A 21,958-nucleotide genomic window follows, 5' to 3' on the forward strand; every position below is an offset into this window, starting at 1 on the left:
ACGTGCGGCGGTATGGACGGGTGTTCCGCGAATTTTTCCGCGCTTGTTTGGTCGAGGAAATGGAATATCGGAGCGAGTTTTTCGGCAATGTCATCTCCAGCTTTTTCGGCATTGGCATGGCGCTGCTCACCATCCAGATCTTTTTTTACCAGACGGATCGCTTAGGTGGCTGGACGTATGGGGAAGTGCTTGTGTTGCTTGGTGTCTTCAATACGTTGCGTGGATGTATCGATTTTGCGCTCCGCCCCAACATGCCGAGACTGCTTGAACACGTCCGGCGCGGCACGCTCGATTACGTGTTGACGAAGCCGGTCGACAGCATGTTTTACGTCAGCTTCCGTCACCTTGTGTTTTGGCGGCTCATCGATGTCGTGCTCGGCTTTGGCGTCATCGGCTACGGCTTGTATGTCGAACGCTACGTGCCATCGGTGGCGGACGTATTGGTGTTTCTTGTCGTCATGGCCGCTTCGTTCTTGCTTATTTATTCTCTATGGATGATGCTCATGACGACGTCGTTTTGGGTGGTGCGCATCGACGACTTGTCGTTTATTTTCGACTCGTTTTTTGAAACGGCCCGCTTCCCCGGCAGCATGTACCGCGGCGCGGTTCGGATGGTGATCACCTACATATTGCCGGCCGTATTAATCACGAATACGCCCGCGCTGGCGCTGCTTGGCAAATGGAGCGCTCGGACAGCGTTTGCCGCTTTGGTTGTGGCTCTCCTCTTTTTATGGATTGCCCGTCGCTTTTGGCGCTTTGCCTTGCGCTTTTATACAGGAGCGGGCGGGTGAGGATTCATCCAGCTTCAAGGAAAGGGTGTCTCGTTTTTGCTGAGACATCCTTTTTTCTTTGTTCCTCAAGCAAGATGTTGATTGACTTTTACGTCAACGTAAACTAAAATAAAATTCAGAATATTAATACTGAAAAGGGATGGCCATGCACTATTTCACCATTTCCGATTTGGCGCACGAGTTTGATGTGAGCACGCGGACGATCCGCTATTACGAAGAGCGCGGGCTGCTTGCCCCGATTCGCACGGAATCCGGGCAGCGGCTGTATACGAAAAAGGAGCGGGCGAAGCTCAAGCTCATTTTGCGCGGCAAACGGTTCGGCTTCTCGCTTGACGAAATTCATGAGATGATTGCGCTGTTTGATGAGGATCGCACGGGAAAGAAACAACTCGAAAAAACGGTCGAATACGGGCGGCGAAAACTGAAGGAGGTGAACGAGCGGATCGAGGATTTATTGCAACTGAAGGCGGAGATGGAATCCCTGCTTTCCGATTTTGAAAAGCGATTGCGAGAATGGGAGGAATCGGGCGGATGAACATTTCGGAGTTGCTTGCCCGCCAAGCGAGGAAATTTCCGGCGAAAACGGCGGTCATTGATGGGGAAACGGAGCTTTCGTATGCCGAAGTCGATCGCATGGTCAACCGCTTGGCTTCGTCATTGGCTCGACTTGGCGTCGGCCGCGGTGATAAAGTCGCGCTGTATATGCCGAATACGAAGGAGTTTGTCGTTTCGTACTTTGCTGTTTTGCGCCTTGGCGCGGTTGTCGTGCCGATCAACGCCCGTCTTACGGCGGCGGAAGTGCAATACATTCTCGGCCATAGTGAAGCAAAATTGCTCATCGCCCACGATTGGGTGCATCAGGCGCTCGCCTCGCTTGTTGGTGGAAGCCATATCACCTGGATTAAGACAGGGGAGGCGGAAGACGGCTGGCTGTCGCTTGAGGAGTTGATCGGTTCAGGTGATCCGCAAGCGATCGTCTGTCCGGCCAAAGAGGACGATGAGGCGACGATTTTGTATACATCGGGAACAACAGGGCGGCCGAAAGGCGTGTTGTTCACGCACCGCAACATTCTCACGGTCGCGGACATGATCGTGATCGAAACGAAAATCGACCGTCAAAGCCGCCTGCTGCACCTGATGCCGCTCAGCCACTCGGCGCCGCTTCATCTGTTTTTTGTCGGCGGCACGTATGTCGGCGCGACCCATGTCTTGGCGCCTGCGTTCTCCCCTGAGGTATTGCTTGAATTGGTGGAGCGGCATAAAATTACTCACTTTTTCGGTGCGCCGGTGGCGTATTTGTTGACGGCGAAGCATCCGCGGTTTTCCGATTATGATCTTTCTTCCGTCCGTTGTTGGATGTACGGCGGGGCGCCGCTGTCGCGCGAGGAAGTGCGGTTTGTCGCCGACTGCTTTGGCGTCGAGCGGATGATGTGTTTATACGGTTTGACCGAGGCCGGTCCGAACGGTACGTACTTGGCGCCTGAGGAGCATGCGGAGAAAGCAGGAAGCGTTGGCCGCTATGCTGCCCTCCATTGTGAAGTGGCGATCGTGGACGAAAACGGGCAGGAAGTCGCGCCCGGCGAGGTCGGCGAGATCGTGCTGCGCGGGGAGGGCGTGATGAAAGGGTATTACAAAGACGAGGAAAAAACGAATGAAGCGATCCGAAACGGCTGGCTGTACACCGGCGATTTGGCGCGCCGTGACGAGGACGGCTACATTTGGATCGTCGACCGGAAGAAAGATGTCATTATTTCCGGCGGCGTCAATATTTACCCAAAGGAAGTGGAAGATGTGCTGCGGACGCATCCAGCGATCGCCGATGTCGCCGTGATCGGCGTGCCGCATCCGGAGTGGGGGGAAACAGCGAAAGCGTTCGTTGTGCTGAGTGCGCCGCTTGCGTCGCTTGTTGACGAGTGTAAGCGCTTCCTATCCGACAAGCTGGCTGACTATAAAATTCCCCGCTTGTATGAGGCAATCGCTGAACTGCCGCGCAATGCGACGGGAAAAGTGTTGAAACAAGCGCTGCGGGCGCGGGAGGCGGCAACACAGAAGACACAGGCATGAATAAGAAGGGAGGAAAGGGGAGGGACGATGAAACCGCTTCGTGAAGCCGATCCGAATTTGCTGGCGAATTTGAAACGGTATTTGGATGATGAGTTGTACCAATATGCAGAGGAAAAACTCTCATCGTTTTACGAGTTTTGTTTGACGGACGTCGACCGCCGCGCCGTGCATACCGATCGTGAAGGGCAGCCGCGCCTGATCAAATATGACCGCTTTGGCAACGACATTTCCGAAGTGTGGGTGAACGAAGGGTACGAGCAGACGGCGAAACAAACGTACGAAACGGGGATTGTCGGGTATGTGCACAAACCGATTCCCGAGCTTGGGAGAAAAGGAAACTACATGTATTCGTACGCCCAAGGGTACATTTTATCCCAAGCTGAGCCGGGGTTTTATTGTCCGGTGACGCTGACGATGGCAACCGCCTATGTGCTTGAACATTTTGCCGACGACGAGTTAAAAGCACGGTACTTGCCCCATGTCATTTCCACCGGCGAGGTCGAGCTGTATGAAGGGGCGACGTTTTTAACGGAGCGGCAAGGCGGGTCGGACGTTGGCGCCAACGCCGTGCGCGCCGTGCCGTGCGGCGATCATTATCAGTTATACGGGGAAAAATATTTTGCCAGCAACGCCGGGCGCTGCGGCGTAGCGCTCGTGTTGGCGCGCATTGACGGGAGCGGTCCGGGGACGAAGGGGCTGAGCTTGTTTCTCGTCCCATGGCGCAACGAGGATGGAACAGTAAACGGCATCACCATCCGCCGCTTAAAAGATAAATTAGGGGTGCGCGCCGTGCCGTCGGCCGAAGTCGTGTTTGATGGCGCCAAGGCGTATGTCGTCGGCGATCCGCGCAAAGGCTTCTATTATATGATGGAAGCGCTTAATCTCTCGCGCGTCTGCAATGCGATCGCCTCGGTCGGCATCATGAAGCGGGCGCTCGAGGAAGCGAAACAATACGCTGAGCAGCGCACGGCGTTTGGCCGGCGGTTGACCGATTACCCGATGGTGCGCGCGACGCTTGCCGACTTGACAGCGCGGCAAGAAGTGGAAACGAGCGCCTGTTTTGACATGGTCGCCTTGTTTGACCGCGTCATGACCGCGCCGCATGAGGCAGATGAGGGAGAGAAAGCCTGGCTCCGGCTTCTGATTGCTCTTCTTAAGATGCGTACGGCCGAAGAAGCGATCGCGTTCAGTCATGAGGCGATTGAACTGCACGGCGGCAACGGATACATTGAAGATTTTGTCACCCCGCGTCTGCTTCGTGACGCCCAAGTGCTGACCGTCTGGGAAGGGACGGCCAACATTTTGGCGCTTGAAGTGCTGCGGCTCATGCGCAAATACCGCATTCACGAACGGTTTGCCGCCGAGATGAAGGCGCGGCTTGAGGGGGTGGCGGACGAGATGAAGCCGCTTGCCCGCCCGGTTGAAGAAGGGTTGAAGGAATGGATGGCGGCGCTCGCGCATCTTGGCGGCCAAACGGACGAGGTGCAGACGTTTCATGCGAAAACGGTGGCCAATCGGATGTGCGATGTGTATTTGAGCGTCATCGCCCTCGAACGCGGGCAAGAAAACGAGCGGAACAAGCGGATCGCCGAGCTGTTTTTGCGCCATGTGTGGGAGCGCGGGCTTGTCGACGAGCGGATGACATCGGTGCGTGAGTTTGACTTGATCGTCAGATGGAAAGGAGCGTCTGCGCCGCTTGCTCATTCGTAAGTTGGCGGCATGGATAAAAGGATGTTCGTTTTTGGCGGACATCTCTTTTTTTGATTGCCAAATGAGCCATTCAACAAGAAGGATGAAAGAAAGGAAGGGGAAACCGATATGGAAGTGGTGCGCACCCCGCGCCGAGCGAAACGGCGCATTTGGATTTCGGCGGCCATTGGCGTTGTCATTTTCGGATTGCTCGTTTGCGTCGGTTTATCCGTTTACGTCGGCTGGCAGCTGACGCATAAACCGCGCGCGCCGATTACCGTGACGCCGAAAGACTACGGCATGGCGTATGAAAACGCGACATTTACAAGCAAAGATGGGAAAACGGTGCTCAAAGGCTGGATCATTCCGTCTACCGGGGCGGCGAAGATGACGGTCATTTTTGCCCACGGATACGGCAACAACCGCGTCCAAGAAAATGTACCGTTTTTGCCGATCGCCAAGCGGCTCGTTGCCGAAGGGTACCGCGTCATCTTATTTGATTTCCGCGCCAGCGGCGAGTCGGGAGGCGATATGATTACGATCGGCGTCAAAGAGAAGGATGATTTGCTTGGCGTGATCGATTACGCAAAGAAACACTTCCGTGAACCGATCGCGCTGTACGGAGTTTCGATGGGGGCGGCGACATCGATCTTGGCGGCGGCAGAAGACAGTGATGTTCGTGGGGTGATTGCGGACAGCCCGTTTAGCGACCTCGAATCGTATTTGCGCGCCAACATGCCGGTATGGACGCACTTGCCGAACGTGCCGTTTACGTACTTGATTTTAGCGATCGTCCCGGCGCTTGCGGATTTGGATTTGGGGGTGTCTTCGCCCATCCATGCGGTCGATCGTGTCGCGCCGAGACCGATTTTGTTCATCCACAGCAAGGACGATCGTTCGATCCCATACGAGGAAAGTGTGAAGTTGTACCGTACTCATTCCGATGTCTTTCAACTATGGCTGACGGAAAAAGCCGATCATGTGAAAAGTTTTTCTCTCTACGGCGATGAGTATATCGAACGCGTGTTGACATTTTTGCGCTCATTGGAAAAAACGTCGTTTTCAGGTGGCCGCCATTCGTATTCGGCCACTTTTTTGATTATAATGGAAAAAATGAAGATGGCGCTCGCGTCAATGAACGAATCAGGGAGTGAATGCCATGTGTGGTCGGTTTACGTTGACAGCTGAGTTGGAAACGCTGCAAGCGTTGTTTCGGTTTCGGTATGAAGGCCCGCTCGCCCCGCGGTTTAACATCGCTCCGAGCCAGGAAGTGCTAACGGTTGTGGCGGAAAAAGGAGAGCGAGTCGGGAAAATGATGCGCTGGGGGCTAGTGCCGTTTTGGGCGAAAGACGTTCGCATCGGCACCAAAATGATCAACGCTAGGGCGGAGACGGTTGATGAGAAGGCGAGCTTCCGCCAGGCGTTCAAGCGGCGGCGCTGTTTGATTTTAGCCGATGGATTTTACGAGTGGAAAAAAGAGGGGAAGACAAAAGTGCCGTACCGGTTTACGCTCGCAACGGGCGCGCCGTTTGCGTTCGCTGGCCTGTGGGAGCGCTGGGAGGGAGCGAGCGGGCCGCTGGAGACGTGCACGATCATTACGACGAGGGCGAACGAGCTGATCGCTCCCATTCACGACCGGATGCCGGTCATCCTGCCTTCTGAGCGGCACGATGACTGGCTCGATCCAAGCTTCGATGACAGCGAGTATTTGAAAACGTTCCTGCGGCCGTATCCGAGCGAACAAATGCGAATGTACGAGGTGGCGCCGCTGGTCAATTCGCCAAAAAACGATGTCAGCGCCTGCATTGAGCCGGTTAACAGCCGATAGCGGGGGGAAAGTGGGATGCAACCGATCATTTTGTTTGATGGCGATTGCTTGTTTTGCCATGCGAGTGTCCGGTGGGTGGCCGCTCGCGACCGGAAGGCGGTGTTCCGCTTTGCCTCGCAGCAAAGCGCCGTCGGCCGGGCGTTGTTGGAACGGGAAAACGGGCTAGCCGGGGGCACGGTCGTGCTCATTGAAGACGGCTGCTATTATGTCAAGTCGGATGCCGTGTTGCGCATCGGTCGGCGTTTGGCCTGGCCGTGGAACATGCTAGCGGCGGCTGGGTTTCTCGTTCCGCGGCCGCTCCGCAACTTTGTCTATGACCAAATTGCTGTTCGCCGCCACCGGCTCATTCGCCAGCACGATCGCTGTCCGCTGCCGCCCCCTGAGCTACGCGCCCGTTTTCTAGACGAATTGCCGCGGTGAAGAAGGAAAATCGGTCCGTTTGTCGTATTGGAAAGGGAAAGAAACAAAGGGGGGAAACGATGACAAGCGGAACAACAAGGTGGCTTGATGAATGCACGGTCGCGGCGTTGGAACGGTTTGCGGATGAGGTGGGGGCGATGGCTGAGCAGAGCGGAGACGAAGCCCGCCGCCGGTTTTATGAAGGAATGGCGGTGGCGGCGAAACTCATCGCGCTGCGCTGGGAAGGAAAATGCGCTTATATTGACGACCATTTGCTTCATAACGTGTATGAAGCGCTCACCGCTTTCCCGCTTGACAAGCTGGAAGAGGCTTTGGCGCTCGAAGCGCAGGAAGCTCGCAACGGCCGTTGTTCGTTTTGCCTGAAAGAGAAGCCGCGGCTTGTCAACGGCCCGATGGTGGCGATTTGCGAAGATTGCCTGCAGTTTGGGCTCGAAATCATGGCGAAACAGCCGTAAGCGAAGCGGCGGTCATCCTCGGGGCGATGGCCGCCGTTTTTCTGCGGACCGGATAGCGGGCCATGCCAATACACGGGCGATGGCGCCGCTTTGTGGAAGGTGAGCCGAGCCGCGGTTGCGGCCGCTCCGGTGGAGGCTGGTGAAAATGAGAGTTTTGCTCGCACCGACTGGATGGGCAAGGAGAGCAGATTTGACAGGCTTCCCTCATTGAACGAGAGATACAACGAGCCGTTCCGTTCGTTCATTCACCATCTTTCGAAAAGGTTGGTGAAAAACCGCGGTTTCCCTTCATCAATCGGAGAATGAGTGAAAAACAGAACCGATGCAACAAGGGTTCTCTCATTGAGAAATGACATGGTAAAGCCGTATCCACGAGTCAATCACCAGCCTCCTAAACCATACAACCGAGCGGCCCCAGCGCTAATGGACGCGCGAACGTTCATCGATTCAGGCGCTCGTTATTGAATGTCGTCGATAAAGGGAAACGTTCTCTTCCTGTTTCGCTTGCAAAATTCGGATGAAACTTGGCGAATGGAAAGGGCTACACCTTGAACGTTCGTAATTTAGGAAGAGTTACAATCGGATGGAAAGGGGAATGGACAATGATTCCGATCGTGACGACTGGTGAAATGTACGCCATTGACCAAGAAGTAGAGGAGAAAATTGGCATTCGTAGCGATTCGTTGATGGAAAACGCTGGACAGGCGCTGTTTCGGGCGTTGAAAGAGCGGATCTCGCGCGCCGCTCGGGTCGCGGTGCTCGCCGGGACGGGCAATAACGGCGGCGATGGGTTCGTCATCGCGCGCATGTTGAAAAGTTATGGCTATGAAACCGATGTCTGGCTCATTCCGCCGCGGGAAAAGGTGAAAGGGGCGGCGCTCCTAGCGCTTGAGGTGTACGAGCGGTCCGGCTATTCGTGGCTGCCTTATGAGGGCAATGAACAGGCGTTTGCGGCACGCCTCCCGCATTATGACGCCATCGTTGACGCGCTCCTTGGCATTGGCGTCAAAGGGACGGTGCGCTCGCCGTACAAAGAAATCATTGAACAAGTGAATCGCGCACCGGCGACAATATATGCGATCGATGTGCCGAGCGGGGTGCCGGCGGACGGCGGCGACGTCAGCATCGCCGTTTGCGCCGATGTCACGCTCACGATCCAATGCCCGAAGCTTGGGGCGTATACGTTTCCAGCCGCGGATTATTACGGAGAGCTCGCTGTTGTCGATATCGGCATTCCGCCCGCAGCGGTGCAGGCGAAGGCGGCTGCCCGGTTTTTGTGGGAAGAGGGCGATGTCGCGCGGACGATGCCAAAGCGAACGCGGTCCGCGCATAAAGGAACGCACGGCAAGCTGCTTATTGTCGGCGGATCCAAGGCGATGAGCGGGGCGGTGACGATGGCGGCGAAAGCAGCGCTTCGCGGCGGGGCTGGTCTTGTGACGATGGCGGTTCCGGAAACGGTGTACGAGGTGGTGGCGAGCCGCGTGCCGGAGGCGATGTGTCGGCTATGGCCGGCGGAAGATGGCACATTTGCCGGCGCTGCCGATTGGGACAGGCTTGACATCGATGCGATGGCGATCGGTCCGGGAATGGGTCGGACAGACGGCGTGCGCCGCTTAGTAAGCGAACTAGTGCGCCAGCCAGTGCCGCTCGTTCTTGACGCAGACGCTCTGTTTTTTTGGGATGACTACGCCGAACAAGTGCGCGGACGGAGCGCGCCGACGGTCATTACTCCGCATCCCGGGGAGATGGCGCGCATCGTCCATCGTTCCGTTCGCGACGTGGAGCATGACCGCTTTGGCGTATCGAAGCGATTGGCGATCGAATACGGAGTCTATGTCGTCTTAAAAGGGCCGTATACGATTGTTGCGACGCCGGACGGGGCGCAGTATGTGAACGCGACCGGCAACCCGGCGTTGGCAAAGGGCGGCAGCGGCGATGTGCTGACGGGCATCATTGCGGCGTTTTTGCTGCAGCATAAGGAGGTGCAGCCGGCGGTGAGCAATGCGGTGTTCGTGCATGGAAAGGCCGCTGATTGGCTTGTCCAACACGGCCATTCTCCGTGGGATGTACTGGCATCGGACGTGATTGATACGTTGCCGGCTGTGCTGGCTTCGTTGACGTATAACGAGAAGTCAATCCCGAAAAGGTTCCCCCATTAGCGAAGCCAAACGGTAAAGCGCCATGTCCCTTGCATTTCGATTTTTCTCGACAAGTGGAAATGACATCGTCTACAATTCAGTAGCAAAAAGGAGAGGAAAACCATGCCATCGTTTGTTTGGCTTGAAACCGAAGAGGAAGTACGAAGCGCTTTTCCCATCATGCGCGAACTGCGCACGCACTTGGATGAAGAAACGTATGTTTCGCTTGTGCGCGAAGCTCAAGAAAAAGAAGGGTATAAGCTGGTGGCGTTGAATGATGATCAAGGCAAAATGGTGGCCGTCATCGGGTTCATGCCGATGATTACGCTTTACAACGGCCGTTTTGTTTGGGTATGCGACTTGGTCACTGCTGCAAGCGAGCGGTCGAAAGGGTACGGAAAGGCGTTACTGTCGTACGTGCATGAATGGGCGAAGGCGAACGGCTACGGAATTGTTTCGCTGTCATCGGGCTTGCAGCGGGTTGATGCTCATCGGTTTTATGAGGAAAAAATGGAATACCAAAAGGTGAGCTATGTGTTTTTGAAACGCCTCTCGGTTTGAAGCCGGCCGGCGCTGATCGATAAGGTCGCCGCCCTTCAAGATAGGCCAAATAGATATAGATCGGCATAAGCGGTAAGCGCCTGCCGATAGCGGTGAAAGAGGATGTCCCGCTCGCTGTGGGACATCCTCTTTTCATTTTGTGCTAGGAGCCCGGTGATTGGCTAACACAACCGCTTCCTTAGGAGGCTGGTGATTGACTTGCGTAACCGCTTCTCCACATCGTTTCTCAAGTGGAAAACCTTGTTGCATCCGCCCCTGTGTTCGATCGATCAAGGAAACCACGTTTTTTCATCCGCCTTCTAGAAGGATGGTGATTTAAGGGAGCAAGCCGCTGATCAAGCCCGTTTCTCAAATCGAAAAGCCTCGTCGCATCAGGATCACCTTTCAAACGATCCCCCATTGCTCAAAAGAAACAACCGTTTTTCACCGCCCTCCTAGGAGGCCGGTGATTTCGTGCAAAATACTGCTGAACTCCACCCATTTCTCAATGAGAGAAACCTCGCAGCATCCGCTTTCTTTTCTGAATGAAAATGCCTCCAATTGGTGTGTGACAGCGGTTTTTCACCGGCCTTCTAGAAAATTATTTTATTTTTCATTATAATAAGAAATAGATAATTCTTATTTTGGAATTCATATTCTGAAATTTGGAACAAGAGGGGCGACGATGAATAAAACGGTCTTAAAAACGAAAGAACTGCTCGATTTGTTTCTTGAGAGTGAACGGTTGACGCTGCCAGAGATGGTCGCGCGGCTTCAAATGCCGAAAACTTCGGTGTATCGCATGGCGCAGTCGCTTGTCGCGCTTGGTTTTCTGCAAAAACAAGGCGATTACTATGAGCTTGGGTTGTCATTGCTAACGTTTGGAACGCTCGTCGCCGAGCGGCTTGATCTTCGCCGGGTGGCATTGCCGGTCATGGAGCGGCTGAAAGAAGAAACGAAAGAAGCGGTCAATCTCGTCATCCGGGATGGTGATGAGGCGCTGTATATCGAAAAAGTCGAGACGTCTGAACCGGTGCGCGTGTACACGAAGGTTGGGCGACGCGCGCCGCTGTACGCCGGGGCGTGCCCGCGCATCTTGCTGGCGTTTATGAATGAGGCCGATCGGGAACGATATGTCGAACAAGTCGAGTTAGTGAAAATGGCGAAATGTACAGTGACGGACAAGCAAGTGTTGCGCCGATTGCTGGAGGAAGGCCGAAACCGCGGCTATACGGTCAGCTATTCCGAGCTCGAAAACTATTCGGCCGCCGTTGCCGTGCCGATTTTCAACCATGAAGGAGCGGCGGTCGCCGGACTGAGCGTTGCCGGCCCGGAACAACGGTTTTCGCCGGACGATATAGCGCGCATCGTTCCGCGGTTGAAACAGGCGGCGATGGCCATTTCGCGCGAGCTTGGGTTTCGGGGGCAGGGATGACGATGGAGTATACGTTGGTTCCATTATGTGAATACGCGGTGACGATTCGGTTTGCCGACCGTATTGACGAACGGGTCAACGATGTCGTTCATGAGGTGGCGGCGCGGCTCGAAGGCGCGCGCAAAGAAGGGATTATAGAAATGGTCCCGGCGTTTTCGTCGCTCACCGTTTACTACGATCCGTTCGTCGTCGGCTCTGCTGCCGATGTATGCGCTTGGCTGCGCGAGCATCTCAAGTCATCGGAACCGGTCGTTCGCCCTCCGGCGCGGACGGTCGTCATCCCGGTTTGTTACGGCGGCGAGTTGGGTCCGGATTTGGCGGAGGTCGCCCGCTTTCATGGAATGACGGAGGACGAAGTGGTGGCGCTTCATGCTGGGGGACGTTACCGCGTCTATATGATCGGCTTTTCTCCAGGGTTCGCTTATTTGGGAGGATTATCGCCGCGCTTGGCGACGCCGAGGCGACGAGTGCCGCGCACCATGGTGCCCGCCGGTTCGGTCGGCATCGCCGGGGCGCAGACCGGCGTCTATCCGCTGGCAACGCCAGGGGGCTGGCAGTTGATCGGCCGGACACCGGTCAAACTGTTCGACCCGCACGGCGAAAAGCCAAGCTTGCTTTCAGCCGGTGACATCGTCCAGTTTCGGCCGATTGGCCGCGAGGAATTTGCACGTTGGGAGAGAGAACGATGATTGATGTGCTGGAAGGCGGATTTTTTACGACTGTTCAAGATCGGGGGCGCAGCGGCTACCGGCACGTCGGCGTACCGCCCGGCGGGGTGATGGACGTCTGGGCGTACCGTCTCGCCAATGCGCTTGTTGGCAACGCCGGCGATGAGGCGGTGCTCGAAGCGACGATGGTCGGTCCCACGCTCCGCTTTCACGTTGAGACGGTCATCGCTGTATGTGGCGGTGATTTCCCGTGCATGCTCAATGGACGGCCGCTTCCGCTTTGGAAACCGGCAATCGTTCGGCCGGGGGACGTCCTAAAGATCGGCGTGTGCCGGGCGGGGTGGCGCGCGTATATCGCGGTGACAGGCGGCATCGCTGTGCCGCCTGTCATGGGCAGCCGCTCGACATACGTCCCCGCACGGCTCGGCGGCTTATCAGGCCGCCCGCTCCAGCCGGGGGATGTGCTGCCGACGGGCGCTGCATGCCGGCACCGCGTTGCCAAGCCGCTTCGCTGGGGGCTGGCCCGTTCAGCCAGCCGATATATTGGCGGAAAAACAAAAACGGTGCGCGCCGTCCCCGGCCCGGAGTATGGCGAGTTTACACCGGAAAGCCGCCGCCAGTTCTTTGCCGCTTGCTACGAGGTGACGGCGCGGTCCGATCGGATTGGCTACCGGCTTGCCGGTCCAGCGTTGGCGCTTGAGCGGGAGCGGGAGATGGTGTCGGAAGCGGTTGTGTTCGGCACGGTGCAAGTTCCGTCCTCCGGTCAGCCGATCGTGTTGATGGCCGACAGCCAGACAACGGGCGGCTATCCGCGCATCGCCCAAGTGGCGGCAGCCGATTTGCCCGTATTGGCGCAGGCGCGCCCTGGTGATCATATTCAATTTGCGCTGATCGCGCGCGAAGAAGCGTTGCGACTTTATAGCGAACAACAGCGGCGGCTCAGCCGATGGATCGCCGCCATTCGCTGCCAATGGAGGAGAGAACAGTGAAAACGATTGATTTGAACTGCGATTTCGGTGAACGTTTTGGCGTGTATCGGCTTGGACAGGAGGAGATTTTGTCGTATGTCACGTCCGTCAACATTGCTTGCGGGTTTCACGCCGGTGATCCGCTCGTCATGAGGGAAACGGTGCAGCTCGCCATCCGGCACGGCGTCGCCATCGGCGCCCATCCGGGATTCCCCGATTTGCTTGGTTTCGGCCGGCGAATGATGGCCGTTTCGCCGGAGGAAGTGTATGCGTACGTCGTCTACCAAATTGGCGCGCTATCAGCGTTCGTCAAGGCGGAAGGCGGCGTGATGACGCACGTCAAGCCGCACGGAGCGCTGTACAATATGGCGGCAACCGATGCCGCCTTAGCCAAAGCGGTCGCCAAGGCCGTGCGGGATGTCGATCCGGGGCTTGTCTTGTACGGCCTAGCAGGCAGCGAGCTCATCCGCGCTGGTCAAGCGCATGGGCTGCGGACGGCAAGCGAGGCGTTCGCCGACCGCACGTATCAGGCCGATGGCACGCTCACGCCGCGAAACCGTCGCGAAGCCGTCATTGTTGATGAAGAGAAGGCCATCAGGCAAGTGCTTATGATCGTTCGCGAGCGGCGCGTTCGTTCCGTGCAAGGGACAGAGGTGGCGATCGACGCTGACACCATTTGCGTGCACGGCGACAACGAGCAGGCGGTCCGGTTTGCCCGACGGTTGCATGCGGCATTGCAAAACGAAGGGATTGCCGTTCGCCCCATATCACCGATAGACAAAGCAGCGGGAGGAACGTAAGCGGCTGAGAGCGGCGGCGCGGCGATTTTCCCTTCCTTCATGACAGTCGATCGCTTTTTCGGATACAATAAAGGGAGAATGGCGGGAGAAAGGAGGGGTGCTGATGTATTATGCCACTCCTGTTGTGGTGGTGAGCGAGTGTCTAGGTTTTTCCGCTTGTCGCTATAACGGGGATATCATTCATCATTCGTTGATCGCCCGTTTAGCCGATGTTGCCCGCTTCATTCCGGTATGTCCGGAGGTAGCCATCGGACTCGGTGTTCCGCGGGAGACGGTGCGGTTGGTCAAGCGCGGCGAGGAAAAACGGTTGGTGCAGCCCGCGTCCAATCGCGATTGGACGGAGGAAATGAAGACGTTTGCTCGCGAGTTTCTTGAGACGATCGGTGAAGTGGACGGATTCATTTTCAAAGGACGCTCACCAACTTGCGGCATAAAAGAAGTGAAAATTTATCACGAAGGAGACCGGGCCATGCCGGTCGAAAAAGGGATGGGAATGTTCGCGGAACAGGCTGTTCGCCACTTTCCCTATGCGGTTGTTGAAGAAGAAGGACGTTTGATGAATGCGGCGATTCGCGAACATTTTTTGACCAAATTGTTCTCGCTCGCCTTGTTTCGCGAAGTGAAAGCGGAACGATCAATGCGTGCGCTCGTGCGCTTTCATTCCGAACATAAATACTTGTTCATGGCGTACAGCCAGACCGGCTTAAAGCAGCTTGGCCGTTTGGTGGCCAACCGTGAACGTCTCCCGATTGAGGAGGTGCTAAACGCGTACGAGCAAGGATTGCACGCGCTGTTTGCCCGCGCGCCGCAGCGGCGCTCGCATGTGAATGTTTGTCAACATCTGATGGGATATTTCAAAAAAGAAATGTCGGCAAAGGAAAAGCAATACGTGCTTGAACTCCTCGCCCAGTATCGGGCGCACCAACTTCCGCTCAGCAGCGTGACGAGCGTGTTAAAGTCGTGGGCCATTCGTGAAGAGAACGAGTATTTGTTGCAGCAGCGTTATTTTGCTCCGTATCCGCCGGCGTTGATGGACGTTCGCGACTCGGGCAAAGGAAGAGATGCGGTGTAAGGGGAAAATGAATCGGCCAAAACGCCAAGGGGTGATCCCGCCCTTTGGCGTTAGGCAACAGGCGAGCAGCAAAAGGAAGGCCCGCCGGCGATCCCTCTCCCTCTTTCCCCCCGTCGACCGCGTCACAGTGAACACCTCATCAACCAAGAGCATCTCGTTTGCTGTCGCCTGCGTCACCTATCCCCTGTCGGCATATAGGTTGGATCCATCAAGAGCATGTCGCTGGCCCGCCCGCGTTTGCGCGGGGGGCTCTGCATGGACGTGTAAGCGCAGAGAAGATCTTGTTATTTTATATTCTGAATATTATTGAAAATAAAAATGAAAGCGTGTACAATAAAAGCAGCCGCCCGCATACCAACTGGTCAGAATGGGTTTGGACCTCATCGTTGACCATCGTTGTCTTTGGCCTAAGAGCGGTTCTGGCGGCGATCGCGCCAAAAATAAGGAGGGATGAGATGAATACCCGTCATTATCCGTACTGGCCAAAACGGTTGTCGAAAACGCTGGCTGTGCCCGAGACGACGCTTGTGGACCATCTGGAAACAACGGTGAAACGCTACCCAAACAGACCGGCCCTTTACTATTACGGCGCTGCGTATTCGTACAAACAGCTGCTTGATGACGTCAACGCGCTTGCCGGCTACTTGCAGCAAACGCTGTCCGTCAAACCGGGCGACCGCGTCCTGTTGTACATGCAAAATTCTCCGCAATTTATCATCTCCTACTACGCCATTTTGCGCGCCGAAGCCATTGTCGTGCCGATCAACCCGATGAACACCTCAGAAGAGCTGTCCTTTTACGTCAACGATTGTGACACGAAAGTCGGTCTTGTTGGACAGGAGCTGCTTGATAACGTCGTTCCGCTTTTCGGCCGGACGCCGCTTGAGCACGTTATCGCCGCGGCGTACTCCGATTATGCGTCCGCTGAATCACCGGTCGCCTTGCCGGCGGAAGTGGCGGCGCCGCGTCGAGGTTGGCGCGATGAGCGAATTCGTTTGTGGACAGACTGCCTTGCCGCCCAATTGCCGCCGCTTCCATACCACGGCCATGTCGATGACATCGCCGTTTTGCCGTACACGTCCGGGACGACCGGGGTGCCAAAAGGCTGCATCCACCCGCACCGGACGGTGAACGCGAACATCGTCGGCGCTTACCATTGGGGCGATGTGACGAGCGACTCGGTCGCGCTGGCGACGCTGCCGTTTTTCCACGTTACCGGCATGGTTCACAGCATGCATACGCCGATTTTCGCCGGCGCAGCGATCGTTCTCATGACGCGCTGGGATCGGGATGCGGCCGCTCGGTTGATCGAGCTGTACCGTTGCACGCATTGGGTGAACATCAGCACGATGCTGATCGACTTTTTGGCCAATCCAGCGCTTGACCGGTATGACATTTCCTCGCTTTCCAGCATTTCCGGCGGCGGGGCGGCGCTTCCGGAAGCGGTCGGGGAAAAATTGTTCGAACTTACCGGCGTTCGCTATTTTGAAGGTTACGGGTTGACGGAAACCATTTCGCAGACGCATTTCAATCCGCCGGATCGCCCGAAATTGCAATGCCTTGGCGTGCCGGCTTTCGATGTCGACGCGCGCATCATCGACCCGGCGACCGGCCGAGAGCTCGGCGTTGGCGAGATCGGGGAAATCGTTGTCCATGGCCCGCAAGTGTTCCGCGGTTATTACCGGCGTGAGAAGGAAACGGAAGAGGCGTTCATCGAATTGGATGGCAAGCGGTTTTTCCGCACCGGCGACATCGGGCGGATGGATGAGGAAGGTTACTTTTTCATCGTTGACCGCGTCAAGCGGATGATCAACGCTTCCGGGTATAAAGTGTGGCCGACTGAGGTTGAATCGCTCCTTTACAAACATCCGGCCGTCCAGCAGGCGTGCGTCGTCGGTGTGCCGGATCCGCGCCGCGGCGAAACGGTCAAAGCGTTTATCGTCCTTCACGACGAGTATGTGGGCAACGTGACGGAAGAGGAGATCATCGAGTGGGCGAAAACGCAAATGGCGGCGTACAAATATCCGCGCCTCGTTGAGTTCCGTCGGTCGCTGCCGATGACGTCAAGCGGCAAGCTGCTTTGGCGAAAATTGCAGGAAGAGGAATATGAAAAAGCGGGGAAAGGGGCGAACGCCTGATGGCGAAGACGGTCGAGACGGTTCTTGGTCCGGTGCCGGCGGATCAGCTCGGCAAAACGCTCATCCATGAGCATTTCCTCTTCGGTTATCCGGGGTTTCAAGGCGATGTGACGCGCGGCCCATTCCGCGAAGACGAAGCGCTGCGCGTGGCGATCGAAGCGGCCGAGAAAATGAAACGGCACGGCGTCCAAACGGTCGTGGACCCGACGCCGAACGACTGCGGGCGCAATCCGGCGTTTTTGCGGCGCGTCGCTGAAGAAACCGGACTGAACATCATTTGCGCCACCGGCTATTACTATGAAGGGGAAGGGGCGCCGCCGTATTTCAAGTTCCGTCAGCTGCTCGGGACCGCTGAGGACGATATTTATGATATGTTTATGGCCGAATTGACCGAAGGCATTGCTGATACCGGAATCAAGGCGGGTGTCATCAAGCTCGCCTCGAGCAAAGGGCGCATCACCGAGTATGAGAAGCTGTTTTTCCGCGCTGCCGCCCGCGCGCAAAAAGAAACGGGCGCGGTCATCATCACTCACACGCAAGAAGGAACGATGGGGCCGGAGCAAGCTGCCTATTTGCTTGAGCACGGCGCCGATCCGAAAAAAATCGTCATCGGCCATATGTGCGGCAACACCGACCCCGATTACCACCGCCGCACGCTCGCTTACGGCGTCTATATCGCTTTTGACCGTTTCGGCATTCAAGGGATGGTCGGCGCGCCGGCTGATGACGAACGGGTTCGTACGCTGCTTGCCCTTCTTCGTGACGGATATGCCGATCGGATCATGCTTTCCCATGATACGGTCAACCTTTGGCTCGGACGCCCGTTCACGCTGCCGGAGCCGTTTGCGGAAATGATGATCAACTGGCATGTCGAGCATTTGTTTGTAAACATCCTTCCGGTTTTGAAAAACGAAGGAATCAGCGACAAGGAGCTGGAGCAAATATTTATCCGCAATCCGGCCGCCTTGTTCTCCGCTTAACAAGGCCGAAAGAAAAACGAGTTGGCCGATCATACGGCGGCATCGTTCCGAGTGCCGGGTCGGCCAAACAGGTTGTCTGTCTTTAACGTCATTTCCTTGAAGAGATGAATGCGAAACCCGCTGTCGCTTGGCTTAGCCGAGCCGCCAGCGGGGTTTTATTTGACCCCCGTTTTTTTCCATCATCATGAATAATTTTCCTGATATGTTGAAAAATAAGGAAAGACATGAGCCGGGCGAAAGGAGGAGAAAAGGTGCCGGCGATTGAAAAGCGACTCCTGTTCTTCTCGCTGCTTGCCATCGCCTTGTACGTGTCGCCGTATTTTGTCCTCGGTGAAGATGCCCATCTGCGCGTTCACGACAATTTGGACTCGAACATCGCTTGGTATAAAGTGCTCGCCCGCAGCGGCGAATTGTTCGGGCCGGTCGATGGGATCATTCCGCAAATCATGAACGGGCTGCCGCGCAACGCGTTCGGCACGGAATTCAGCGGCATCGTTTGGCTCCATGCGTTGTTTCCGTCCGTGTATGCCTACGGAATGAGTCAAGCGATCACTCGCGTCTTTGCGTTCATCGGCATGGATTTGTTGTTGAAAACGCATGTCTTGCCAGACCGGCGTTGGCTATGGATTCGCATCGGTGCTGCGTTGACGTTTGCCTTGACGCCGTTTTGGCCGTCGGGCATGTTAAGCACGCTCGGCATGCCGCTTGCGCTTTGGGCGTTTTTCAACATCCGCAACGGCGAGCGCTCATGGGTGAACTGGGCGGTGTTGACGTTCTTGCCGCTGTATTCCAGTTTTGTTCTCGGCTTTTTCTTTTTCTTAAGCGCGCTCGGTGTTTGGTGGCTTGTGGACGTCATCCGCGGCAAAGGCTGGAACTGGCGGTTTTTGGCGGCGATCGCCTATATGACAACGCTTTATTTGGCGGTCGATTACCGGCTCGTTCATTCGCTGTTGTTTTCTGATGAACCGACGAGCCGTGACGAGTATTTCCACGCCCGTTTGCCGCTTTGGCGCGTCATCCGCTTGACGTTCAAAAACTACGTGCTCGGGCACACGCATGTGATGACCGTGCATGGGCTCGTCATCTTGCCGGTGACGTTGATCGCCTTGTATTTCGTTTGGAAACGGAAGCGTTGGCGGCAGGAAACGCCGTTTGTCGTGCTGCACGTGCTGAACGTTGCCTTGTCTACGTGGTACGCGTTTTGGTTTTACAAAGGATGGCTGCCGCTCACCGAACGATTTGATTTGCTCGATAAGTTCAATTTTGCCCGCTATCATTTCTTGCGCCCGATGGTCATTTATGTCTTGTTTGCGATGGCGCTGAAAATCGTTTGGCAGGAAGGACGAAAGTGGCGGGCGGTCGCTGCGGCGGCCATCGGTTTGCAGCTGGTGGTGCTCATCTCGTACAACGAGCAAATCGTCTACCGAAATCAACCGTCGTTCCGCGAATTTTACGCCGAAAAGCAGTTTGCGGCCATCCGCGAGTATATCGGCCGCCCTGTGCATACATACCGCGTCGCCAGCATTGGCATCCATCCGGCGATCGCGCAATACAACGGCTTTTACACACTTGATACGTACAACAATTTCTATCCGTTGGAATATAAATACCGCTTCCGCCGCATCATTGCCAAAGAACTCGAAAAAAACAAAAAACTGCGCGAGTATTTCGATGAGTGGGGCGGGCGCTGCTACGTGTTCGTCGATGAGCTTGGCAAGCGCTATATGTTTATGAAAAACTCGAAACGGACGATCCGCCATCTTGAATTGAACACGGAGGCGTTTTACGAGATGGGCGGGCGCTACATTTTTTCGGCGCTGCCGATGGAAAACGCAGCGGAAAACGCCCTTCGGCTTGAACGGGTGTTCCGCTCTGATGAATCGGCTTGGACGATCTACTTATACAAAGTGGTGCGGGAAGGAGGAAGATGACATGTCTGACCCGATCTTGGCTATTGTCGTGCCGTGCTACAATGAGGAGGAAGTGCTGCCAGAGACGATCGGCCGCTTGCGGGCGTTGCGCGAAGAGCTGATCGAAGAGCGGCTCATTTCGCCAAAAAGTGCGCTCCTGTTCGTCGATGACGGCAGCCGCGACAGCACGTGGAAGCTCATTTACAAGGCGAGCTTGCGCTATCCGGAAGTGAAGGGACTGAAACTAGCGCGCAACGCCGGTCACCAAAACGCGCTGTTGGCCGGACTGTTTGCGGCGAAAGCGCACGCCGATTGCCTCGTTTCGATCGACGCTGACTTGCAAGACGATGTGTCGGCCATTCGCGAGTTTGTACAAAAGTTTCGCCAAGGCTATGATATCGTTTACGGCGTACGTCGGCGCCGCGACACGGACACGTGGTTTAAACGCCATACCGCCCAAGGATTTTACCGGTTAATGAAGATGTTTGGCGTCGACCTCGTTTACAATCATGCCGACTACCGCCTCATGAGCCGGCGGGCGGTTGACGCGCTGGAACAGTTTGGGGAAGTGAACTTGTTTTTGCGCGGCATCGTCCCGCTTCTTGGCTTCCGGTCAACGGCCGTTTATTACGATCGGAAGGAGCGGCTGGCTGGGCAAACGAAATATCCATTGAAAAAGATGATTTCGTTTGCTCTTGATGGAGTGACCTCGTTTAGCGTCACCCCGATTCGCTTTATTTCGCTCATCGGGTTGTTCTCTTTTGTCATCAGCCTCGCCTTTGGAGCCTACTTCCTTTTTCTTAAATGGGCCGGGCATACGGCGACAGGGTGGACATCGCTCATTACCTCCATTTGGCTGTTAGGCGGCTTGCAGCTGATGGCGCTCGGGTTGATCGGTGAATATATTGGGAAAATGTATAAAGAAACAAAACGGCGGCCGCGCTATATCGTTGATCTCGATCTGTGGAACTGGCCGCTGCCGCAGCGGCTATTATCGTCGGCCGATGAGCTCGAAGCGGTGAAACCGGCGGGAGGGCCGTTGAAGAAGTAGTAAATCAGGCGGTGTTGACAGCCGCCTTTTTTTTCTTTTCTTGCAATTGAAAAAAAGAAAGAGTAGACTGATGGATGGGACGAATGGCTGGCTTCGTTAGCAGGAAGATTGTTGTGATGTTGGCGCTGCTAAGCCGGAGACAGCGGTAAAGAGGTCGAGTGAAAAGGGGGATGGATTCGGGAATGAGCCATCGGTATGAATGGGCGGAGCTGCTCGAGCGCGTGCGAAAAGCGAATCCGCTCGTCCACAATATCACGAATGTCGTCGTGACGAACTTTACGGCGAACGGGCTCTTAGCGCTCGGCGCTTCGCCGGTGATGGCGTATGCGAAAGAGGAAGTGGCCGAGATGGCGAAGCTCGCCGGGGCGCTCGTGTTGAATATCGGAACATTGAACGCGGCCGAAGTCGAGGCGATGCTTATGGCCGGCCGGGCGGCCAACGAGGCTGGTGTGCCCGTCATTTTCGATCCGGTCGGTGTCGGAGCGACCGGCTACCGAACGGAGACGGCGCGCTGTATCGCCGAACAGATCAAACTCGCCGTTGTACGCGGCAATGCGGCGGAGATCGCCAATATGATCGGTGAACGATGGATGATTAAAGGGGTTGATGCCGGCCAAGGAAGCGGAGATGTGGTCGCTTTGGCCAAACGGGCGGCCATCGAGCTTGGCACCGTCGTGGCGATTACGGGAAAAGAAGATGTCGTCACCGATGGACAAACGGTCTATGTGGTCGGCAATGGGCACCCGCTGCTGACGAAAGTGACAGGCACCGGCTGTTTGGCAACGTCGGTCATCGGAGCGTTTGCGGCCGTTGAGCGCGATGCGGTCAAAGCGGCGGTGGCGGCGCTCACGTATTATGGCGTTGCGGCGGAACGGGCGGCTGCGGAGGCAGGAGAGCGCGGCCCGGGCAGCTTCCAAGCAGCGTTTTTGGATGCGCTCGCGCATACGACAGCCGATGATGTGAAGCGTACTGGCCGGGTCGAACAACGGTAAGGGAAAAGGAGAGGAAGAA

The 21,958-nt window shown here is 56.1% G+C and carries 20 protein-coding genes; all 20 read left to right on the forward strand.

Translation table 11 applies throughout. From position 1 onward, the window contains the following. Nucleotides 1-2 precede the first annotated feature (2 nt). The 20 genes from ACTVIM_RS07300 (at nt 3) to thiM (ending at nt 21,939) form a co-directional block, all read left to right on the forward strand. Nucleotides 3-791 (forward strand): ABC transporter permease, encoded by a 789-nt coding sequence (locus ACTVIM_RS07300; RefSeq protein ID WP_033022868.1) that lies wholly within the window; start codon nt 3-5, stop codon nt 789-791. Nucleotides 792-936: 145 nt separating this feature from the next. Beyond that, nucleotides 937-1,326, forward strand: coding sequence for a MerR family transcriptional regulator (locus ACTVIM_RS07305; RefSeq protein WP_033022843.1), 390 nt, complete (start codon nt 937-939; stop codon nt 1,324-1,326). Then, nucleotides 1,323-2,855 (forward strand): class I adenylate-forming enzyme family protein, encoded by a 1,533-nt coding sequence (locus ACTVIM_RS07310; RefSeq protein WP_445614106.1) that lies wholly within the window; start codon nt 1,323-1,325, stop codon nt 2,853-2,855. The genes ACTVIM_RS07305 and ACTVIM_RS07310 overlap by 4 nt, the downstream gene beginning before the upstream one ends. Nucleotides 2,856-2,882: 27 nt before the next feature. After that, a complete protein-coding gene (locus ACTVIM_RS07315; protein ID WP_445614107.1) occupies nt 2,883-4,565 on the forward strand; it encodes an acyl-CoA dehydrogenase family protein in 1,683 nt (560 codons plus the stop codon). A 108-nt stretch (nt 4,566-4,673) separates the two neighbouring features. After that, a complete protein-coding gene (locus ACTVIM_RS07320; RefSeq protein WP_445614108.1) occupies nt 4,674-5,732 on the forward strand; it encodes an alpha/beta hydrolase in 1,059 nt (352 codons plus the stop codon). Beyond that, nucleotides 5,704-6,372, forward strand: a complete 669-nt coding sequence (locus ACTVIM_RS07325) for an SOS response-associated peptidase (protein WP_445614109.1) — start codon at nt 5,704-5,706, stop codon at nt 6,370-6,372. Before ACTVIM_RS07320 ends, ACTVIM_RS07325 begins: the two co-directional genes overlap by 29 nt. Nucleotides 6,373-6,387: 15 nt before the next feature. Beyond that, nucleotides 6,388-6,792 (forward strand): thiol-disulfide oxidoreductase DCC family protein, encoded by a 405-nt coding sequence (locus tag ACTVIM_RS07330; RefSeq protein ID WP_033843995.1) that lies wholly within the window; start codon nt 6,388-6,390, stop codon nt 6,790-6,792. Nucleotides 6,793-6,851: 59 nt separating this feature from the next. Then, nucleotides 6,852-7,247: a ClpX C4-type zinc finger protein gene (locus tag ACTVIM_RS07335; RefSeq protein ID WP_033022855.1), complete on the forward strand. Its 396-nt coding sequence runs from the start codon at nt 6,852-6,854 to the stop codon at nt 7,245-7,247. Nucleotides 7,248-7,849: 602 nt separating this feature from the next. Next, nucleotides 7,850-9,406 (forward strand): NAD(P)H-hydrate dehydratase, encoded by a 1,557-nt coding sequence (locus ACTVIM_RS07340; protein WP_445614110.1) that lies wholly within the window; start codon nt 7,850-7,852, stop codon nt 9,404-9,406. A 102-nt stretch (nt 9,407-9,508) separates the two neighbouring features. Then, a complete protein-coding gene (locus tag ACTVIM_RS07345) occupies nt 9,509-9,946 on the forward strand; it encodes a GNAT family N-acetyltransferase (protein WP_033022856.1) in 438 nt (145 codons plus the stop codon). A gap of 664 nt (nt 9,947-10,610) precedes the next feature. Then, nucleotides 10,611-11,360 carry an IclR family transcriptional regulator gene (locus ACTVIM_RS07350; protein ID WP_445614111.1) on the forward strand — a complete coding sequence of 250 codons (750 nt, stop codon included), beginning with the start codon at nt 10,611-10,613 and terminating at the stop codon, nt 11,358-11,360. Then, nucleotides 11,357-12,049: a 5-oxoprolinase subunit PxpB gene (gene pxpB / locus ACTVIM_RS07355; RefSeq protein ID WP_172706210.1), complete on the forward strand. Its 693-nt coding sequence runs from the start codon at nt 11,357-11,359 to the stop codon at nt 12,047-12,049. Before ACTVIM_RS07350 ends, pxpB begins: the two co-directional genes overlap by 4 nt. Further along, nucleotides 12,046-13,017 carry a 5-oxoprolinase subunit C family protein gene (locus ACTVIM_RS07360; RefSeq protein WP_445614112.1) on the forward strand — a complete coding sequence of 324 codons (972 nt, stop codon included), beginning with the start codon at nt 12,046-12,048 and terminating at the stop codon, nt 13,015-13,017. Before pxpB ends, ACTVIM_RS07360 begins: the two co-directional genes overlap by 4 nt. Next, on the forward strand, nt 13,014-13,796 hold the full coding sequence (locus ACTVIM_RS07365; RefSeq protein ID WP_033022860.1) for a 5-oxoprolinase subunit PxpA: 783 nt from the start codon (nt 13,014-13,016) through the stop codon (nt 13,794-13,796). Before ACTVIM_RS07360 ends, ACTVIM_RS07365 begins: the two co-directional genes overlap by 4 nt. Before the next feature lie 103 nt (nt 13,797-13,899). Beyond that, on the forward strand, nt 13,900-14,868 hold the full coding sequence (locus ACTVIM_RS07370) for a YbgA family protein (protein ID WP_445614326.1): 969 nt from the start codon (nt 13,900-13,902) through the stop codon (nt 14,866-14,868). A 455-nt stretch (nt 14,869-15,323) separates the two neighbouring features. Further along, the gene (locus tag ACTVIM_RS07375; RefSeq protein WP_445614114.1) at nt 15,324-17,006 is read left to right on the forward strand and encodes a long-chain fatty acid--CoA ligase; all 1,683 of its coding nucleotides are present in this window, start codon (nt 15,324-15,326) and stop codon (nt 17,004-17,006) included. Then, nucleotides 17,006-17,986: a phosphotriesterase family protein gene (locus ACTVIM_RS07380; protein ID WP_445614115.1), complete on the forward strand. Its 981-nt coding sequence runs from the start codon at nt 17,006-17,008 to the stop codon at nt 17,984-17,986. The genes ACTVIM_RS07375 and ACTVIM_RS07380 overlap by 1 nt, the downstream gene beginning before the upstream one ends. A 251-nt stretch (nt 17,987-18,237) precedes the next feature. Continuing rightward, nucleotides 18,238-19,917, forward strand: coding sequence for a DUF6044 family protein (locus ACTVIM_RS07385; RefSeq protein WP_445614116.1), 1,680 nt, complete (start codon nt 18,238-18,240; stop codon nt 19,915-19,917). Between the two features lies 1 nt (nt 19,918). Next, the gene (locus ACTVIM_RS07390; RefSeq protein ID WP_445614117.1) at nt 19,919-20,947 is read left to right on the forward strand and encodes a glycosyltransferase family 2 protein; all 1,029 of its coding nucleotides are present in this window, start codon (nt 19,919-19,921) and stop codon (nt 20,945-20,947) included. Between the two features lie 182 nt (nt 20,948-21,129). Further along, nucleotides 21,130-21,939 (forward strand): hydroxyethylthiazole kinase, encoded by an 810-nt coding sequence (thiM, locus tag ACTVIM_RS07395; protein WP_445614118.1) that lies wholly within the window; start codon nt 21,130-21,132, stop codon nt 21,937-21,939. The last annotated feature ends 19 nt before the right edge of the window (nt 21,940-21,958 follow it).

Source organism: Geobacillus sp. YF-1, assembly GCF_052692335.1.

What these genes read in the sequence shown, in the direction of transcription:
- ACTVIM_RS07380 (WP_445614115.1), top strand. Translation starts at nt 17,006, where the DNA reads ATGGCGAAGACGGTCGAGACGGTTCTTGGTCCGGTGCCGGCGGATCAG.
- ACTVIM_RS07350 (WP_445614111.1), top strand. Translation starts at nt 10,611, where the DNA reads ATGAATAAAACGGTCTTAAAAACGAAAGAACTGCTCGATTTGTTTCTT.
- ACTVIM_RS07335 (WP_033022855.1), top strand. Translation starts at nt 6,852, where the DNA reads ATGACAAGCGGAACAACAAGGTGGCTTGATGAATGCACGGTCGCGGCG.
- pxpB (WP_172706210.1), top strand. Translation starts at nt 11,357, where the DNA reads ATGACGATGGAGTATACGTTGGTTCCATTATGTGAATACGCGGTGACG.
- ACTVIM_RS07305 (WP_033022843.1), top strand. Translation starts at nt 937, where the DNA reads ATGCACTATTTCACCATTTCCGATTTGGCGCACGAGTTTGATGTGAGC.
- ACTVIM_RS07310 (WP_445614106.1), top strand. Translation starts at nt 1,323, where the DNA reads ATGAACATTTCGGAGTTGCTTGCCCGCCAAGCGAGGAAATTTCCGGCG.
- ACTVIM_RS07325 (WP_445614109.1), top strand. Translation starts at nt 5,704, where the DNA reads ATGTGTGGTCGGTTTACGTTGACAGCTGAGTTGGAAACGCTGCAAGCG.
- ACTVIM_RS07315 (WP_445614107.1), top strand. Translation starts at nt 2,883, where the DNA reads ATGAAACCGCTTCGTGAAGCCGATCCGAATTTGCTGGCGAATTTGAAA.
- ACTVIM_RS07360 (WP_445614112.1), top strand. Translation starts at nt 12,046, where the DNA reads ATGATTGATGTGCTGGAAGGCGGATTTTTTACGACTGTTCAAGATCGG.
- ACTVIM_RS07390 (WP_445614117.1), top strand. Translation starts at nt 19,919, where the DNA reads ATGTCTGACCCGATCTTGGCTATTGTCGTGCCGTGCTACAATGAGGAG.
- ACTVIM_RS07370 (WP_445614326.1), top strand. Translation starts at nt 13,900, where the DNA reads ATGTATTATGCCACTCCTGTTGTGGTGGTGAGCGAGTGTCTAGGTTTT.
- thiM (WP_445614118.1), top strand. Translation starts at nt 21,130, where the DNA reads ATGAGCCATCGGTATGAATGGGCGGAGCTGCTCGAGCGCGTGCGAAAA.
- ACTVIM_RS07320 (WP_445614108.1), top strand. Translation starts at nt 4,674, where the DNA reads ATGGAAGTGGTGCGCACCCCGCGCCGAGCGAAACGGCGCATTTGGATT.
- ACTVIM_RS07375 (WP_445614114.1), top strand. Translation starts at nt 15,324, where the DNA reads ATGAATACCCGTCATTATCCGTACTGGCCAAAACGGTTGTCGAAAACG.
- ACTVIM_RS07330 (WP_033843995.1), top strand. Translation starts at nt 6,388, where the DNA reads ATGCAACCGATCATTTTGTTTGATGGCGATTGCTTGTTTTGCCATGCG.
- ACTVIM_RS07345 (WP_033022856.1), top strand. Translation starts at nt 9,509, where the DNA reads ATGCCATCGTTTGTTTGGCTTGAAACCGAAGAGGAAGTACGAAGCGCT.
- ACTVIM_RS07340 (WP_445614110.1), top strand. Translation starts at nt 7,850, where the DNA reads ATGATTCCGATCGTGACGACTGGTGAAATGTACGCCATTGACCAAGAA.